Source organism: Streptomyces sp. NPDC045431, assembly GCF_040646655.1.
In the GTDB taxonomy this organism is placed as follows: domain Bacteria; phylum Actinomycetota; class Actinomycetes; order Streptomycetales; family Streptomycetaceae; genus Streptomyces.
Genome location: NZ_JBEZAQ010000009.1, coordinates 151,276 through 168,283, shown reverse-complemented (window position 1 = coordinate 168,283; position 17,008 = coordinate 151,276). Strand labels below are relative to the sequence as shown.

The following is a 17,008-nucleotide window of genomic DNA, read 5'->3' as shown; positions in this document are numbered from 1 at the left end:
GTGGCGAGGGCGTCAGACATGGGGCGCTTTCCGTGCGGTGGCGGGAACAGGTGCCCAGCCGAGGGAGCGGGCGGCGGCGCGCCAGGTCAGGAACGCCTCGTACAGCTCGTCGTAGTGCGCGGCGCGCCCGGGGTCGGGCTCCCAGCCGGCGCGCATGCGGACGTACTTCTCGGCGGCTGCGCGCATGCCGGGCTCGGCGCCGCTGAGGACCAGCCCGGTGAGGAACGCGCCCTTGGCGCCGAGCTCGGTGTCGGCGCTGCGGGCGGTGGGGACGCCGGTGACGTCGGCGATGAGCCGGCACCACGCGTCGCTGGCGGAGCCTCCGCCGCACAGGCGCAGTTCGTGGACGTCGGTCCGGGAGGCGCGCAGGCAGTCGCGGACGACGAGGGACAGGCCCTCGAAGACGGCCCGGGCGAGGTGCGCGGGTGTGTGGTCGAGGGACAGGCCCCAGAAGGTGCCGCGCGCGTGCGGGTCGAGGAAGGGGGCGCGCTCCCCGGCGGGCGAGAGGTACGGCAGGAAGGCCGGGCCGCCGGGCGCGGGCGGGGTGCCGAACGCGAGCTTCCCGAGGGCGGCGGGCCCGTCGACGGCGAGGAGGCGGGAGGCCCAGTCGAGGACCTCGGTGCCGGAGAGGGTGGGGAAGGCGCGCAGGAGGCGTTCGCGGCCGCGGTAGGCGATGTTGATGCCGCAGGGCTCGCCGGAGGTGTCGACCTCGCGGGTGACGATCTCCGTGCAGAGGGTGGTGCCGAGGATGGCGCACGCCTGCCCGGGGTCGACGACGCCCGCGCCGCGCGCGGTGGAGGCGATGTCGTACGGGGCCATGACGACGGGCAGTCCGGCGGGCAGGCCCAGCTCGCCCGCGGTGCGGTGGGTGATCTCGGCGATGCGTTCGTGCTCGCCGAGCACCCGGGGCAGCAGCCGGGCGTGCTCCGCGAAGCCGAACAGGTCGAGGACGGCCGGGTCGTAGGCGCCGGTGGCGTGGTCGAGGAAGGGTGCCGACGCGTCGGACTCGTCGATCGCGGTGACACCGGTGAGCTTGAGGAAGAGCCAGCCGGCCGCCGTCAGGGCCGTACGGGAGCGCGCCAGGCGGTCCGGGTCGTGGGCGGCGAGCCAGCTGATCACGGCGTTGGGCATGCCGCTGCAGGTGAGGGAGCCGTTGCGGCGGTAGGCCTCCTCCAGGACGCCGTCGGCGGCCCAGCGGGTGAGGAGGTCGCCCGCACGGCCGTCGGACCAGAGGACGGCGGGGCCGGTGGGGCGGCCGTCGGCGTCGACGAGCCAGCAGCCGTCGCCCTGGGCGGTGAAGGACACCAGCCATACCGGGTCGTGGCCGGGGCCGAGCTGGGAGAGGGCGCTGCGGACGGTGTAGACGACCGCGTTCCAGACGGCGTCCATGTCCTGTTCCGCCCAGCCGGGAAGGGGGCGCAGCACTTCGGTCCCTATACGGGAAAGCGCTCTTTCCTGTCCCTGGTCGTCGAACACGACCGATTTGATGACCGACGTGCCGACGTCGATGGTGAGAACCGACATGGAATACCTGCCCCTTCGCACTTGCGGACGTCAGGGAAACGTGCCGTCGGGCGGTGCGTCAATCGGCTGGGAAAACCTCCCGTGACCGGCCGGGGCCGCCGTGTGAAAACGCGGGGGCGTTTGCGACGGCGTTCCCGTCGGCCGGGCGGCGCCGCACTCCGGTCGTGTTAACTTCACGTGAGATTCTCATCCCTCACCCCACCCATCCCCCACCCTTCCCGGCGCGCCGGTGGAGTGAACCGGAAAGGAGCCGGACGCCGTGACCCGTATGGACGCCCAGGAGGAGCGGCGGCGCCGGCTGCGCGATCTGGTGACCGCCAAGGGGTTCGTCCGCACCGCGGACCTGGCGGAGGAGTTCGACGTGAGCGTGATGACCGTGCACCGCGACCTGGACGCGCTCCAGTCGCAGGGCTGGCTGCGGAAGGTGCGGGGCGGGGCGAGCTGCCTGCCGTCCACGCAGTTCCACGGCAGCGTCAGCGAGCGCATGACGACGATGGCGGGGACCAAGCACCGGCTGGCGCGGGCGGCGGCCGGGCTGCTCGCGCCCGGGCAGATCGTGATGCTGGACGACTCCACCACCTGCCTGAGCCTGGCGCAGCAGATGTCGGGCCACACGCCGCTGACGGTCATCACCAACTCGCTGCCGGCGATCTCGGCGCTGGCGCGGGAGCCCGGGGTGTCGCTGATCGCGCTGGGCGGCACGTACTTCCCGGCGTATGACGCGTTCATGGGGCTGCACACGGCGCAGAGCGTGGAGTCGTTCCGCGCGGATGTGCTGTTCATGTCCACCACGGCCGTGACCGGGGGCCGCTGCTACCACATGTCACCGGAGACGGTGCAGGTCAAGCGGGCGATGATGGCGTCGGCGGCACGGCGGGTGCTGCTGGTCGACCACACGAAGTTCGCCAACCAGGGACTGTACGCGCTGGCGCCGCTCGCCGACTTCGACCTGGTGCTGGTGGACGACGCGGCGCCGGCGGGCGAGGTGCGGCGGCTGCGGGAGATAGGCGTCGACGTCCGCACGGTCGACGCGTCGGGCACGCCGGGCTGAGTCCCTCCGGGCTGAGCCGCCCCGGCCGTGCGCCACGAGGTCACCTCGTCACGCGGTCACGCGGTCACGCGGTCACACGGTCACGTGGTCACACGGTCACGTGAACATCACATCGGCTTCACGCGGGCCCCTGCGCCGACCTTGCCCCGACCACCGCGCTGAGCTGGGAGAACCGCCGCCTCGCGCGGCGGGGCCCGGGCGCGTGTCCCTCGATTTCACGCCACGGCGTCCGCGTACGGCGAGGTTTTCTCCCCGCGCATTGACCGCCCTCCCGTGCGGCCGTTTCATCGTGACGCCTTAGGCACCCACCCCCCTCCCCCGTCCCCCGTGGAAAAGGTGGTTTCTCGTGGCCGTCGTTCTGGATCCCTCGTCCTCCCCCGCCGAGGAATCACCCCCGAGGCATTGGCTGGACAGGATCGGCATTCCCCGGCCTCTCGCATGGGGATTCCTCGGTGTTCTCATTTTCATGATCGGCGACGGAGTCGAATCCGGATATCTGGCGCCGTACCTCCTGGACGAGGGAATGTCCAAGGAGCGGGTGGCGGTGCTGTTCACCGTCTACGGCGTGACCGCGAGCGTCGCGGCCTGGTTCTCCGGCGCGCTGTCCGACCTGTGGGGCCCGCGCCGCGTCATGATGCTCGGCCTGGCCGTCTGGGCGGCGTTCCAGGTGGTGTTCCTCGTCTTCGCGGTCCCGGCCGCCGACTTCGGCCTCCTGCTGGCCGCTTACGGCCTGCGGGGCTTCGGCTACCCGCTCTTCGCGTACGGCTTCCTGGTGTGGGTCACGGCGGTGACGCCGCAGCGGCGCCTCGGCTCGGCGGTGGGCTGGTTCTGGTTCGCCTTCACGGGCGGCCTGCCGACGCTGGGCTCGCTGGTCGCCAGCTTCGCGGTGCCCGCGATCGGCGCGTACGGAACGCTGTGGCTCTCGCTGGGCCTGGTGCTGGCGGGTGGTCTGATCGCGCTGCTGCTGGTGCGCGAGCCCACGGGCGCCCGCCGCCTGGCACCCGCCGGGGAGCGCCCGGTCGCCACGCTGCTCGGCTCGCTCGCCATCGTCTGGCGCAACCCGCGGATCGGCACGGGCGCGGTGGTGCGGGCGATCAACACGGCACCGCAGTTCGGGTTCCTGGTCTTCCTGCCGGTGTTCTTCACCGACACGCTGGGCTTCTCGCTCACCGAGTGGCTTCAGCTGCTGTCGGCGATGTTCGCCACCAACATCTTCTTCAACCTGATCTTCGGGGTGGTCGGCGACCGCATCGGCTGGCAGCGCACCGTCGCCTGGTGCGGCGGCGTCGGCTGCGCGGTGACCACGCTCCTGCTCTACTACGGCACGGTCTCGGCAGGCGATCACTACGCCCTCGCGATGGTGCTGGTCGGCCTCTTCGGCGCGACCCTCGCCGGCTACGTACCGCTCTCGGCCCTCATGCCGTCGCTCGACCCGGCCCACAAGGGCCAGGCGATGTCGGCGCTCAACCTGGGCGCGGGCGCCAGCACCTTCCTGGGCCCGGCGCTGGTGGGGATCTTCCTCGGGCCGCTCGGCGTGCAGGGGGTGATGTGGATCTTCGCCCTGCTCTACCTGGCGAGCGCCGTGATGACCCTCTTCCTCAAGCTGCCGCAGGCGGTATCACCGGCGGCCGGCGGGTACTCGTCGGCTCCCGCCCCGGCAGCGCGGGCGCGGGACGATTCCCCGGAGGCGAGCCATGAGTGATGCGTGGGACTACCCGACGCCCTCCCAGGCGGAAGGCGAGCGGGAGCCGGGCGTCGACGAACACCCCGACGTGGCCCGCTCGACGCCCTCGCAGGCGGAGGGCGAGCGCACCGCCGAGACGGAGGAGGTCGGACGCGAGGCGAAGGGCGAGGACCCGGCGTGAGAGACCGGGCCGCGGGCCGCACCCGGAGACGTCCGGGTGCGGCCCGCGGCCCGTCGCGGTGCGAGCGGTGTGTCACGTCCCCACGGTGACGACGATCTTGCCGAACTGGACGTTGGACTCCATGTACGCGTGCGCCTGCACGATCTCCTCCAGCGGGAAGAGGCGGTCCACCACCGGGCGCAGGAAGCCGGTGCGCAGGCCCGAGGTGATGAACGCCGTGGCGCGGCGCATCCGCTGCGGGCCCCTGGTGATCTCCAGCATCGAGTACGTACGCATGTTCAACGCGGGCATGCCGAGGTCGAACCCGGGGTACGGCGTCGGCTGCCCGCTCTGCTCGCCCCACAGGAACAGCGTCCCGTCGGCGGCGACGGCCCGGGCCAGCTCCACGACTCCGGGACCGGCGACGGCGTCGAAGACGTACTCGGCGCCCTTGCCGCCGGTCAGCGCCAGCACGCGCCCCGCGACGTCCTCCTCGTCCGAGACGATGACGTCGGCCGCGCCCTCGTCGAGCAGCCGCTGCCGCTTGGCGCGGCCGCGGGTGACGGCGACGGGCGTGGCACCCAGGCGGTTGGCCGTCTGGATGGCGGCGAGGCCGACGCTGCTGGAGGCCGCGTTGATCACCACCACGTCTCCGGCCCGTACCCGGCCCACCTCGGCCATCGCGCCGTAGGCGGTGAGGTACGGCATCCACACCGCGGCGCCGGCCACCGGGTCCGTCCCGTCGGGGCGGGGCATGAGCGCGGCCGCCGGGACGATGGCACTCTCCGCGTACACGCCGTAGTCGTTCTGCGAGAAGCTCGGTACGACGCTGACGGCCTGCCCCTCCGCGAAACCGGCCACCTCCGGCCCTACCGCCTCGATGATCCCCGCGGCCTCGTAGCCGATCCTGGCGGGCAGCTGCTTGACCGGCTCGATGTAGCGACCGCTGCGGAACAGCCCCTCGGCCCTGTTGAGCCCGATGGCCTCCACCCGGATCCGCACCTCCCCGGGTCCCGGCTCGCCCGTCTCCAGGTCCTCGATCCGCAACACCTCGGGCCCGCCGAGCTCGTGGAACCGCACAGTCCTTGCCATGGAACCGTCCTCCCTCTCGGAAACGCGGTTCACCGTGCCATACAAGTTCGACCACCGTCAAACTTTGATGGCGGTCGTACCATGTCCCCATGGAACGCACGCCGCCCCACCCCCAGCTGTCCGAGGTGACCCTCCAGCAGGTCCTGGAGGCCCTCGTCGACCCGGTACGCCGGAGCGTCGTCAGCCAACTGGCCATCGCCGATGAGGACATCGCCTGCGGCGCCTTCGACATGCCGGTCAGCAAGTCCACCGCCACCCACCACTTCAAGGTCCTCCGCGAGGCGGGCCTGATCCGCCAGTACTACGTCGGCACCTCCCGGATGAACGCCCTGCGCCGCACCGAGGTGGAGGAAGCCTTCCCGGGCTTGCTGGGCGCGGTGACGGGGGCACGGGAGGAGGCGGGCTGACGCGGGTGCCGACGCTCAACTCCTGAGCCCCGGGGGAGCCGGTCCCCCGCGGACGGTCCCAGGCGCGGATATTCGCTTGCGGTACCTCGTCACCCGCGTCACCGTCACCTGACGCACCCGACGAGAGCGGAGAAGATGAACAGCCAGCCACACTACGTCGACCACGAGCTCATCCAGGCCGCGGCCGACGTCGCCCGTACGCGCTGCCGGGGCGACAACCACACCATGGCGGCGGCGGCCCGCGCCCGGGACGGCCGGATCGTCACCGCGGTGAACGCCTACCACTTCACGGGAGGCCCCTGCGCCGAGCTGGTCCTCATCGGCGCGGCCGCCGCCCAGGGCGCCTACGAACTGGACACGATCGTCGCGGTGGGCGACCGGGACCGAGGGGTGGTCCCTCCGTGCGGCCGGTGCCGCCAGGTGCTGCTCGACTACTTCCCCGCCCTCAAGGTCATCGTCGGCGCGGGCGACCGCATCCGCACCGTTCTCATCACCGACCTGCTGCCGGAGACCTACGTCTGGGCGGACCATCAGCTGGAGGTCGCGACGGCACCCCGCAGCGAGGGCTGACGTCATCACGCCCGGGATGGTCAGACACCCCCGGCGCGTTACGCAGGTGAGTCGGCGCTGCTCGTGTGCCGTCGGGGAGAGGAGTTCGGGCGGTGACAGAGACCTTTTCGGTGCCGGTGGTCGTGCGGGGCTACGAGACCGATACGCAGGGGCACCTGAACCAGGCCGTCTATCTGCAGTACGCGGAGCACGCCCGCTGGTCGATGCTGCAGGAGGCGGGCATCCGCCAGAGCGACCTGCTGGAGCAGGGCGTGGGGCCGGTGGCCCTGGAGGTGACCGTGCGCTACCGCCGCGAGCTGCGGGCGGGGGACGAGGTGGAGGTCACCTGCGCCTTCGCGTGGGGCGAGGGGAAGACGTTCCGCATCGAACAGGAGATCCGGAAGGCGGACGGCACGGTGGCCGCGGAGATCACGGGAGTGGGCGGCCTGATGGACCTCCGCGAGCGCAGGCTCCTCGCCGATCCCCGGGAACGCTTCCGCAAGTTGGCGGACCGGCCGGAGGTCTTCGGGCTGTAGGGGCGGGCTGTAGGAGCGGGCCGTAAGAGGAGGAAGGGCAGGCGGCCGCGGGGCGTGAAGCCCGCGGCCACCCGACTTCAGCGGTGGCGCAGCCAGGCCGCCGCCGGGAGCAGCCGGTCGGCGTAGTCGAACAGCGCCTGGTTCTCCCAGGCGTTGCCGGACGCCGGGTCGGCCGGGTCCCAGCCGTTGCCCGGGACCGCGGTCCAGGTGGGGTCCCAGTAGACGACGCCCAGGCCGCGGCCGTTGGGTACCGCCTCGACGACGTTCATGACGTCGCGCAGCCACGCCGCCTGCCCGGCCGGGGTCGCCGGGTAGCCGGGGACCAGTTCGCCGGGGAGGTCGATGATGTTCTCGTGGGCGTCCTCGCCGTCCAGGCGGAAGGGGTACGCGGTCTCCGCGACCAGGACCGGCTTGCCGTAACGGGCGGAGATGTCGTCCAGGTTGGCCTGGAGGTCCGACAGGGCGCCGTGCCAGTAGCCGTAGAAGGACAGGGCGATGACGTCGAAGGGCACGCCCTGCGCGGTGGCGTTGTCGAACCACCAGCGGTAGAGGTCGTTGTCGCCGCCGTGGGCGAGGTGGAGGGCGATCTTCGTGGACGGGGAGACGGCCTTGGCCGCGGAGATCCCGGACTTGAGCAGTCCCGCCGTCTGCCGCCAGTCGTCCGTGGAGCCCTCGGGCCAGAGTAGGCCGCCGTTGATCTCGTTGCCGATCTGCACCATGTCCGCGGGGGTGCCCTGCGCCTTGAGGGCGTTCAACACGTCGTAGGTGTGGTCGTACACGTCCGTCGTCAACCGGCTGTACGCGTGCGAGGACCAGGCCGCGGGCTTGGTCTGGGCGCCGGGGTCGGCCCAGGTGTCGGAGTAGTGGAAGTCGACCAGCAGCTTCATGCCCTGGGCCTTGATCCGCTGCGCCATCCCGAGGACGCGCGCCTTGCTGTTGTAGCCGTCGGCCGGGTTCACCCACACCTTCAGGCGTCCGTAGTCCGCGCCCGCCGACCTGAGGATGGTGAGGGCGTCGTCGGCGGTGCCCGTACTCGTGCGGTAGACACCGCCGTGGTCCTCGCTCTTCTTCAGCATCGACACGTCGACGCCCCGGACGGCGAGCCCGGTCGAGCCCGGGGTGAAGGCCAGGTCGTCGACGTTGAGCCAGTTGCCCGCCTTGGCGTCGGAGTTGACGCTGACGGTGCACTGGCCGCCGGTCACCTTGACCGAGGTGACCAAGCGTATCCACGTCCCGTTGGGCGTCGGCGGCAGATCGGTGCGCTGCTCCGCCGAACCGCAGTTGCGCAGGGCCAGGTACGCGGCGTTCTGGCCGCCGCTGGAGCGGACCCAGGCGCTGAGGGTGTAGCTGCCGTTGGTCAGCCCGGACAGGTACTGGTACGTCTCCACCTTGTACGCGGACGGCGACCAGTGCGTGAGGCGGCTGCTCCCGCTGCGTCCGCCCGCCTCGGCGAACGACGCCGAGCCCTGGCCCCCGGCCGAGTAGGTGGACCAGCCCGACGTACCGGCCTCGAAGCCGGCGTTGGTGAGGGTGGTCGCCGCGGCGGCCTGCCCGCCGGGAAGACCGGTGAGCAGCAGGGCGGCGCCGAGCGCCGCGGCCGCCGCGGCTCTCCGTGGGGTGCGGGTGGTGCGTAGTGGGGTGGGGTGCATCGTCGCTGTCCCTTTCGACGGTGTGGGTGGTCCCGTGCGGTGGGGGTGGTGCCTCACTCCGCGTCCAGCCGCACCACCCTCACCCCGCCGGCCTCGACCGTGAGCCGGCCGGCGGCGCGCTCGCCGCCCAGCAGCTCGGTGCCGGAGCGCTCCAGCGGCACCTTGGCGTCGTGGTCGGTGTGGTTGATCGCGAAGAGGTACTCGCCGCTCTCGCCGGAGCGGCGCACCACCTCCACGTCGGTGGGCAGGCCGGTACGGGGCTCGATGCCGGCGTCCGCGCAGGCCGCGTCGAGGACGGGGCCCAGCGCCTTGGCGTCGAGGCGGGTGGAGACGTACCAGGCGGTGCCGCGGCCCAGGCGGTGGCGGGTGACGGCGGGGCCTCCCGCGGCGGGGCCGTCGGCGTACGACCAGACGGTCTCGGCGCCGCGCGGCACGACGAACTCGGTCCAGACGTCACCGGTCGATTCGGCCCCGCCGGGGCCGGCCAGGCGGACCGTCTCGCCGGGGAGCAGCGGCGACCATTCCTCGACCGTCAGGCCGAGCACGTCGCGCAGCGCGCCCGGGTAGGGGCCGGGGTGCACGGCGTCGTGTTCGTCGACGATGCCGGAGAAGCAGGAGACGACGAGGGTGCCGCCGTTCTCGACGTACGCGCGCAGGTTGCGGCCCGCGGCCTCGGTGGCGAGGTAGAGCGCGGGGACGACGACCAGCGGGTAGGCGGACAGGTCGGCCTCGGGGTGGGCGAAGTCGACGGTGAGGTGCCGGTCGTAGAGGGACTCGTAGAAGCCGTCCGCACGCTCGCGTGCGTCGAGGTCTTGGCTGGGGCGCCACTCCAGGCTCTGGGCCCACCACGACTGCCAGTCCCAGACCATGGCCGCGTCGGCGACGGTGCGCGTGCCGCGCAGCGGGGCGAGGGAGTCGATGTCGGCGCCGAGGCGGACCACTTCGCGCCAGACGCGGGAGTCGGTGCCCGCGTGCGGCAGCATCGCGGAGTGGAACTTCTCGGCACCGCGCCGGGACTGGCGCCACTGGAAGAACATGGCGCCCTCAGAGCCGCGGGCCACGTGGGCGAGGGCGTTGCGGGCCATCTCGCCGGGGCGCTTCGCGGGGTTGTGGGGCTGCCAGTTGACGCCGGACGGGGAGTGCTCCAGCAGCAGCCAGGGGGCGCCGCCCGCGACGGAGCGGGTGAGGTCGGCGGCCATGGCGAGGTTGACGTGGGTGCGGCGGCCGTCGGTGATCAGGTAGTGGTCGTTGGTGACGAGGTCGACCTCGCGGCCCCAGGCCCAGTAGTCGACGGAGTCGCACTGGCTCGGCGCCGTCATGAAGTTGGTGGTGACCGGGATGCCGGGGGCGAGGTCGTGCAGGATGTCCCGTTCGCGGACGAAGTTCTCCCGCATGGTGGCGTCGGCGAAGCGGCGGTAGTCGAGCTGCTGGGCGGGGTTGCCGACGGTGGGGGTGAGCCGGGGCGGGTCGATCTCGTCGAAGGAGGCGTAGCGCTGGCTCCAGAAGGCGGTGCCCCAGGCCTCGTTCACGGTCTCCACGGAGGTGTAGCGGTCCTGGAGCCAGCGGCGGAAGTGTGCGGCGCAGCCGTCGCAGTAGCAGGCGGATACGGGCACGCCGTACTCGTTGTGGACGTGCCAGAGGGCGAGTGCCGGGTGGCCGCCGTAGCGGCGGGCGAGCTCGGTGGTGACCCGTGACGACGCCGCGCGGTAGGCGGTGTTGCTGTGGCAGATCGCCGCGCGGGAGCCGAAGGTGTACCGCGCCCCCTCGCGGGTGACGGGCAGCGCGTCGGGATGGGCCCGGTAGAACCAGGCCGGCGGGGCGGCCGTGGGCGTACCGAGGTCGACGCGGATGCCGTGGTCGTGCAGCAGGTCCAGGATCCGGTCGAGCCAGCCGAACGCGTACGAGCCGGGTGACGGTTCCAGCAGCGCCCAGGAGAAGACGCCGACGCTGACGAGGGTGACACCGGCCTCGCGCATCAGCCGGACGTCCTCCTGCCAGACGCTCTCCGGCCACTGCTCGGGGTTGTAGTCCCCGCCGAAGGCGAGCCGGTGCGGGCTGGGGACGGTGGGGGCCGGCATGGGTCTCTCCTGATGGTGTCTCACGTGGCCGGGGCCGCAAGGGAACTGAGGCGATGTGGGAACGTGCACACACCCGTATCGCCGCGACAGGGCAACATAACCGCACGAGATCAACCATTGACAAGTGTCCGGAACGTTTCTCTACTGTGAACGCTCACAGATGCATGGCCGGTCGGCGCACCCGAGCGCCAGGCCCCTTCGGTCAGGGAGAACTCCCCCATGTCGCACACGCCACTGCGCCGCCGCCTCGCGGCCACCGCCACGGCCGTCGCCCTCGGCGCGACCGCACTCACCGCCTGCGGATCGGGGTCGTCCGGCGAGGACGCCGCCACCGAGTCCGGCCCCGTCTCGCTCAGTTACTGGGCCTGGGCGCCCGGCATGGACAAGGTGGCGGCGCTCTGGAACGCGAAGCACCCCGACATCGAGGTCACCGTGCACAAGCAGGCGTCGGGGGACGACCTGGTCACCAAGATCATCACCGCGTCGAAGGCGGGTGAGGCTCCCGACCTCGTCCAGGCCGAGTACCAGGCGCTGCCGACGCTGGTCAGCAACGACGCCCTCGCCGACATCTCGAAGGAAGTCCGCGGGGTGAAGGAGAAGTTCGCCCCGGGCGTCTGGCAGCAGACGACGCTCGGCACGGACGCCGTCTACGCGGTGCCCCAGGACTCGGGGCCGATGATGTTCTACTACCGCGCCGACCTCTTCGAGGAGTACGGGCTCACCGTCCCGGCCACCTGGGACGAGTTCGCCCGGACCGCCCGCGCCCTGAAGGAGAAGGCGCCGGACAAGGCGCTCACCACCTTCTCCGCCAACGACTCCGGCCTCTTCGCCGGTCTCGCCCAGCAGGCCGGCGCGAAGTGGTGGACCGTCGAGGGCGACAAGTGGAAGGTCGCCATCGACGACCCCGCCACCCGCAAGGTCGCCGACTTCTGGGGCGACCTGGTCGCCGAGGGCGCGATCGACAACCAGCCCATGTACACCCCCGCCTGGAACAAGGCCCTCAACACCGGCAAGCAGCTCGCCTGGGTCAGCGCCGTCTGGGCACCGGGCACCCTGACCACCGCCGCCCCCGACACCAAGAGCACGTGGGCCATGGCCCCGCTCCCCCAGTGGAACGCGGGCGAACGCGTCACCGGCAGCTGGGGCGGATCGACCACGGCCGTCACCACCGACTCGAAGCACAAGGCGGCGGCCGCCCGGTTCGCCACCTGGCTGAACACGGACCCGGAGGCACTCGCCGCCCTGGTGAAGGAGAGCGGCGTCTACCCGGCCGCCACCGCCGCCCAGACCAGCGGCGCGCTCGCCAAGGCCCCGGACTTCTTCGCCAACCAGCCGGACTTCTACACCCGCGCCGCCGAGATCGCCGCGACCACCGCCCCCGCCGCCTGGGGCCCGAACGTCAACGTCGCGTACGCCGCCTTCAAGGACCGGTTCGGCAAGGCCGCCAAGGCGAAGTCCGGCTTCGACACGGCGCTCACCGGCATGCAGGACGCCACCGTGGCGGACCTGAGGAAGCAGGGCTTCGAGGTCGCTCCGTGAGCGTGAGCGTGAGCACACGGGTGAAGGACCGTACGGCGCGCGGGAGCGGGCGCTCGGGAGCGTACGGGGTCAAGGCCGCCCCGTACGGCTTCCTCGCCCCCGCCGCCGTCCTCTTCCTCCTCTTCTTCGCCCTCCCCATCGGCTACGCCCTCTGGCTCAGCCTCCACAAGGTCGAGATCAGCGGCCTGGGCCTGGGCAAGGGCGCCCGCCGGGAGGTGTGGGCGGGGCTGGAGAACTACGCCGCCGCCCTCACCGACGGCGAGCTCGGCCACGGCGCGCTGCGGGTCCTCGGGTACGGCGCGATCGTCGTGCCCGTCATGCTCGGGCTGGCGCTGCTGTTCGCCCTGCTCCTGGACGGCGAGCGGGTGCGCGCCCGCTCCTTCTCCCGGCTCGCGATCTTCCTGCCGTACGCGATCCCGGGCGTCATCGCGGCGCTGCTGTGGGGCTTCCTCTACCTGCCCGAGGTCAGCCCCTTCCACTACGCCCTCGACCGGGTGGGGCTGCCCCGGCCGGACCTCCTCGACGGCGGGCCGCTCTTCCTCGCGCTCGCCAACATCGCGGTCTGGGGCGGCACCGGCTTCAACATGATCGTGATCTACACCTCGCTGCGGGCCATCCCGGCCGAGGTGTACGAGGCGGCGAAGCTGGACGGCGCCTCGCCCCTGCAGATCGCCCTGCGCGTCAAGATCCCGATGGTGGCGCCGTCGTTGGTTCTGACCTTCTTCTTCTCGGTCATCGCCACCCTCCAGGTCTTCAGCGAGCCGACCACCCTCAAGCCGCTGACGAACGGCATCTCCACCACCTGGAGCCCGCTGATGAAGGTGTACAGCGACGCGTTCGTGAACGGGAACGTGTACGCGGCCTCGGCCACGGCCGTGGTCCTCTCCCTCGCCACCTTCGCCCTCTCCTTCGCCCTGCTGCGGCTCGGCAACTCCCGTACCGCACAAGGAGACACCCGATGAGCACGCTCGCCCAGGGCACTCAGGGCCTTCCCCGCCCGCAGCGCCGGTTCGCCCTGCTGCCGACCGCCGCCCTGCTGCTGGGCGCGCTGTACTGCCTGCTGCCCGTCGCCTGGGTGGTGGTCGCCGCCACCAAGTCGGGCACGGAGCTGTTCTCCACCTTCAGCCTGCTGCCCGGCACCGGCTTCGCCGGCAACCTCGCGGACCTGAACGCCTACCGCGAGGGCGTCTACTGGCGGTGGATGGCCAACTCCCTCCTCTACGCCGGCGTGGGCGCGGCCCTGTCCACCGCGGTCTCGGCGTGCGCCGGCTACGCGCTCGCCGTGTACCGCTTCCGGGGCCGGGAGGCGGTGTTCCACACCATCCTGGCGGGCGTGCTGGTGCCGCCGGTGATCCTCGCCATCCCGCAGTACCTGCTGATGGCGCGGGCCGACATGACGGACACGTACCTCTCCGTGCTGCTCCCGCTGATCCTCTCGCCGTACGGGGTCTACCTCGGGCGTGTCTACGCCCGGGCCGCCGTCCCCGCGGAGCTGATCGAGGCGGGCCGGATGGACGGTGCCGGGGAGGGGCGGATCTTCCTGCGGATCGCGGTCCCGATGATGTCGCCGGGCCTGGTGACGATCTTCCTCTTCCAGTTCGTGGCGATCTGGAACAACTTCCTGCTGCCGTACATCATGCTGGGCGACGACACCAAGTTCCCCATGACGGTCGGGCTGTTCACGCTGCTCGCCCAGGGCTCCAGCACCCCCGCCCTCTACACGCTGGTGATCACCGGCGCGCTGCTGGCGATCGTCCCGCTCATCGCCCTCTTCCTCGTCATCCAGCGGTTCTGGAGCCTCGACCTGCTCTCCGGCGCCGTAAAGTCCTGAAGCGGCAGGGGAAGAGGAGACGCGATACATGAACCGCGGTAGGACGGACGGCAAGCGGCGTTCGGTGACGATCCACGACGTGGCGCGCGAGGCGGGTGTCTCGCGCGGGACGGTCTCGCGCGTGCTCAACGGCGGCCACTACGTGAGTCCTTCGGCGCAGGCGGCCGTCAACGCCGCGATCCGCAGGACGGGTTACGTCGTCAACCGGCACGCCCGCTCGCTGATCACCGGCCGTTCCGACTCGGTGGCCTTCCTCCTGACCGAGCCGCAGGAGCGGTTCTTCGAGGACCCGAACTTCAACGTCCTGCTGCGCGCGTGCACCCAGGCGCTCGCCGCGCAGGACATCCCGCTGCTGCTGATGATCGCGGGCACGGAGGCCGAACGACGCCGCAACCTGCGCTACATCCGCGCCGGACACGTCGACGGGGTCCTGCTCGTCTCCAGCCACTCCGGCGACCCGGTGGGCAGCGAGCTCGACGCCGCGGGCGTCCCCGTCGTCGCCTGCGGCAAGCCGCTCGGGCAGAGCGCGCGGATCAGCTACGTCGCGGCCGACGACCGCGACGGCGCCCGGTCGATGGTGCGCTACCTGTACGCGTCCGGGCGCCGGCGCATCGCCACGGTCACGGGCCCGCCGGACACGCCCGGCGGTGTCGAGCGGCTCGCCGGCTACCGCGACGTGCTCGCCGAATGCGGGCTGCCCGCCGACGAGTCGCTCGTCGTGGCGGGCGACTACAGCCGGGCGAGCGGTGAGACGGCGGCCGAGCTGCTGCTGGAGCGGGCGCCGGATGTGGACGCGGTGTTCGTGGCGTCGGACCTGATGGCCCAGGGCGTCCTGGACGCGCTGGGCCGCGCCGGGCGGCGGGTGCCGGAGGACGTGGCCGTCGGCGGGTTCGACGACTCCCCTGCGGCCCTGGCCACGCGACCGGCCCTCACCACGGTGCGGCAGCCCTGGGAGCGGATCAGCGGCGAGATGGTCCGGATGCTGCTCGCCCGGATCGGCGGCGAGGACCCGGCGGCCGTGATCCTCCCGACGGAGCTGGTGCGCCGGGACTCGGCCTGAGCGCCGCATCCGGTACGGGGGCGGGGGGCCTGACCCGGCAACCGCCGGGGCCCGAGCCCCGGCCGGGCGGGGGCTCCGGCTCCGGCGCGGGCCCGAGCCCCGGCCGGGCTCCGGCTCGCTCAGCCGAACCAGACCACCAGGCGGACGTTCTCGTCGCCGTACTCGGCGGCCAGCGCGCGCATCGACGCCCACACCGGGGCCCAACGGCCGTCCGGCGGCACGATCATGCGGGCCGTGTAGATCACCGGGCGGTACACGGCGCCGCTCAGATGGACCTCGCCGCCCGGCGGCCATTCGTACAGGTCCAGGTCCTCGCCGAAGAGCTCCTCCGCCGCGTCGAGCACCTCGACCGGCGCCCAGACCAGGTGGTCCAGGACGAGCTCGCCGTCCGGCCCCGGCAGCCACACCCCCACACGGTCCCCGTCGGGGCGGTCGCAGAGCGGCGCGTCCCAGTCGACCGCCGCGATCTCGGCCCAGGTGGCGTACGAGTGGCCGTGGTTGAGCTCGTCGCACTCCTTCGGCACCTCGTCGCAGGAGTCCTCCGGCCATCCCCGCTGGTCGAACAGCGGCCGGTCCACTCCGAGGGCCCCGCCGTAGCCGAACAGGCACTCACGGGCCTCCCGTGCCTTCCAGAGGTCGAAGTCGAGCAGACTGACCTCGAACTTCCACGCCCCGCCCGCCGTGCGGGCCTCGATCAATCCGTCGATGTACGTCCCCATGGACCGCGATGTTAGGTGCTGTCCGTCCAGGCCAGCAGGGGTGTTTCCCCCTCGGGGGCGCGCAGCCGCGCCAGTGCGTGGCGTTCGAGCTGGCGCACGCGCTCGGTGCTGAGGCCGATGTGCTCGGCGACCTGTTTGCGGGTGTGCGGCTCTCCGTCGTGGAGGCCGTAGCGGAGGGTGAGGATCATCGCCTCGCGGGGCGGCAGGGTGCCGATCGCGGCGCGGAGCTGTTCGGCCAGTGCGCGGTACTCGGCGACGTGCGGCGCCTGGAGGACCTCGGTGTCCTCGATGAGGTCGCCGACGACCGTCTCGCCCTCCTCGCCGACCGGGGTGTCCAGGCTGATCGCGTCACGGCCGACGCGGCGCAGCCGGCTGACCTTCGCCGGCGGGAAGCCGGTCGCGGCGGCCACCTCGGCGACGGTCGGTTCGCGGCCGAGGCGCGGTTGGAGGGCGCGTTCGGCGCGGCCGAGTTTGGAGAGGTCCTCCACCACGTGGACGGGCAGGCGTACGGTGCGGGCGTGCTGCGCCAGTCCGCGTTCGATCGCCTGGCGGATCCACCAGGTGGCGTAGGTGGAGAACTTGTAGCCCTTGGTGTAGTCGAACTTCTCGACCGCCCGGATCAGCCCGAGGTTGCCCTCCTGGACGACGTCGAGGAAGGACAGCCCTCGCCGGCTGTGCCGCTTGGCCACCGCGACCACGAGCCGCAGGTTGGCGCGGACCATGTGGTCCTTGGCCTGCCGCCCGTCCCGGGCCACGGCCTCCAGGTCGCGCCTGCGCCGCGGCGGCAGGGCGCGGCGCCGGCCCGACGCGGCGGCGGTGTCCGCCTCGTGGAGGAGCTCGTCGGCGTAGACACCGGCCTCGATGCGCTTGGCCAGCTCCACTTCCTCCCCGGCGGTGAGGAGCGGGGTCGCGGCGATCTGCGAGAGGTACTGGCGTACGAGATCGGGCTCGTCGTCCGGTCCGCCGGGCTCGCGGCGGTGGACGCGCGGGATCAGCCTCGGCTGCGCGGTCATGATGTCGGCCTCCGCCGTCATTCCTACCCGGGGCGGCCGCCGTCACGCGCATCCGAGGCCGGCCGCGGGGCGCGCAATGGCCCAGTCGCGACGGCCCTGAATGGACCAGGGAGTGG

At 72.2% G+C, this 17,008-nt stretch carries 16 protein-coding genes; 10 read left to right on the top strand and 6 right to left on the bottom strand.

The features are described 5' to 3' along the window. Window positions 1–12 precede the first annotated feature (12 nt). Window positions 13–1,524: an FGGY-family carbohydrate kinase gene (locus AB0A69_RS20565; RefSeq protein ID WP_361423615.1), complete on the bottom strand. Its 1,512-nt coding sequence runs from the start codon at window positions 1,522–1,524 to the stop codon at window positions 13–15. Window positions 1,525–1,792: 268 nt separating this feature from the next. On the opposite strand from AB0A69_RS20565, the gene AB0A69_RS20560 reads away from it, so the two are divergent. The 3 genes from AB0A69_RS20560 to AB0A69_RS20550 all read left to right on the top strand — a co-directional run bounded on the left by AB0A69_RS20560 (window position 1,793) and on the right by AB0A69_RS20550 (window position 4,440). Then, window positions 1,793–2,575, top strand: coding sequence for a DeoR/GlpR family DNA-binding transcription regulator (locus tag AB0A69_RS20560; protein WP_361423791.1), 783 nt, complete (start codon window positions 1,793–1,795; stop codon window positions 2,573–2,575). A gap of 358 nt (window positions 2,576–2,933) precedes the next feature. Then, window positions 2,934–4,277 (top strand): MFS transporter, encoded by a 1,344-nt coding sequence (locus AB0A69_RS20555; RefSeq protein ID WP_361423788.1) that lies wholly within the window; start codon window positions 2,934–2,936, stop codon window positions 4,275–4,277. After that, window positions 4,270–4,440: a hypothetical protein gene (locus tag AB0A69_RS20550; protein ID WP_361423612.1), complete on the top strand. Its 171-nt coding sequence runs from the start codon at window positions 4,270–4,272 to the stop codon at window positions 4,438–4,440. Before AB0A69_RS20555 ends, AB0A69_RS20550 begins: the two co-directional genes overlap by 8 nt. Before the next feature lie 72 nt (window positions 4,441–4,512). Here AB0A69_RS20550 and AB0A69_RS20545 read toward each other — a convergent pair whose 3' ends face one another. Next, on the bottom strand, window positions 4,513–5,511 hold the full coding sequence (locus tag AB0A69_RS20545; RefSeq protein WP_361423609.1) for a zinc-dependent alcohol dehydrogenase family protein: 999 nt from the start codon (window positions 5,509–5,511) through the stop codon (window positions 4,513–4,515). Between the two features lie 89 nt (window positions 5,512–5,600). On the opposite strand from AB0A69_RS20545, the gene AB0A69_RS20540 reads away from it, so the two are divergent. The 3 genes from AB0A69_RS20540 (at window position 5,601) to AB0A69_RS20530 (ending at window position 7,003) form a co-directional block, all read left to right on the top strand. Beyond that, entirely contained in the window at window positions 5,601–5,918 is a 318-nt protein-coding gene (locus tag AB0A69_RS20540; protein WP_361423607.1) for a helix-turn-helix transcriptional regulator, read from the top strand. 135 nt (window positions 5,919–6,053) lie between these two features. Then, window positions 6,054–6,488, top strand: coding sequence for a cytidine deaminase (locus AB0A69_RS20535; RefSeq protein ID WP_361423604.1), 435 nt, complete (start codon window positions 6,054–6,056; stop codon window positions 6,486–6,488). A 92-nt stretch (window positions 6,489–6,580) separates the two neighbouring features. Further along, window positions 6,581–7,003, top strand: a complete 423-nt coding sequence (locus tag AB0A69_RS20530) for an acyl-CoA thioesterase (protein ID WP_361423601.1) — start codon at window positions 6,581–6,583, stop codon at window positions 7,001–7,003. A gap of 77 nt (window positions 7,004–7,080) precedes the next feature. Here the strand turns inward: AB0A69_RS20530 and AB0A69_RS20525 are convergent, their stop codons facing one another. Next, complete coding sequence (locus tag AB0A69_RS20525; protein ID WP_361423598.1) at window positions 7,081–8,652, bottom strand: arabinogalactan endo-1,4-beta-galactosidase; 1,572 nt, start codon at window positions 8,650–8,652, stop codon at window positions 7,081–7,083. Between the two features lie 53 nt (window positions 8,653–8,705). After that, window positions 8,706–10,730 (bottom strand): beta-galactosidase, encoded by a 2,025-nt coding sequence (locus tag AB0A69_RS20520; protein WP_361423595.1) that lies wholly within the window; start codon window positions 10,728–10,730, stop codon window positions 8,706–8,708. Window positions 10,731–10,949: 219 nt separating this feature from the next. On the opposite strand from AB0A69_RS20520, the gene AB0A69_RS20515 reads away from it, so the two are divergent. Genes AB0A69_RS20515 through AB0A69_RS20500 form a run of 4 tightly spaced genes read left to right on the top strand, consistent with a single transcriptional unit; the run spans window position 10,950 to window position 15,160 of the window. Next, on the top strand, window positions 10,950–12,269 hold the full coding sequence (locus AB0A69_RS20515; protein WP_361423592.1) for an extracellular solute-binding protein: 1,320 nt from the start codon (window positions 10,950–10,952) through the stop codon (window positions 12,267–12,269). 8 nt (window positions 12,270–12,277) lie between these two features. Beyond that, entirely contained in the window at window positions 12,278–13,231 is a 954-nt protein-coding gene (locus AB0A69_RS20510; RefSeq protein WP_361423786.1) for a sugar ABC transporter permease, read from the top strand. Then, entirely contained in the window at window positions 13,228–14,100 is an 873-nt protein-coding gene (locus AB0A69_RS20505; RefSeq protein WP_361423589.1) for a carbohydrate ABC transporter permease, read from the top strand. Before AB0A69_RS20510 ends, AB0A69_RS20505 begins: the two co-directional genes overlap by 4 nt. A gap of 28 nt (window positions 14,101–14,128) precedes the next feature. After that, window positions 14,129–15,160, top strand: coding sequence for a LacI family DNA-binding transcriptional regulator (locus tag AB0A69_RS20500; RefSeq protein ID WP_361423586.1), 1,032 nt, complete (start codon window positions 14,129–14,131; stop codon window positions 15,158–15,160). A 119-nt stretch (window positions 15,161–15,279) separates the two neighbouring features. On the opposite strand, the gene AB0A69_RS20495 is transcribed toward AB0A69_RS20500, so the two are convergent. Both AB0A69_RS20495 and AB0A69_RS20490 read right to left on the bottom strand, forming a co-directional pair. Further along, complete coding sequence (locus AB0A69_RS20495; protein ID WP_361423583.1) at window positions 15,280–15,879, bottom strand: hypothetical protein; 600 nt, start codon at window positions 15,877–15,879, stop codon at window positions 15,280–15,282. Window positions 15,880–15,890: 11 nt separating this feature from the next. Then, a complete protein-coding gene (locus tag AB0A69_RS20490) occupies window positions 15,891–16,892 on the bottom strand; it encodes a sigma-70 family RNA polymerase sigma factor (protein WP_361423580.1) in 1,002 nt (333 codons plus the stop codon). Between the last annotated feature and the right edge of the window lie 116 nt (window positions 16,893–17,008).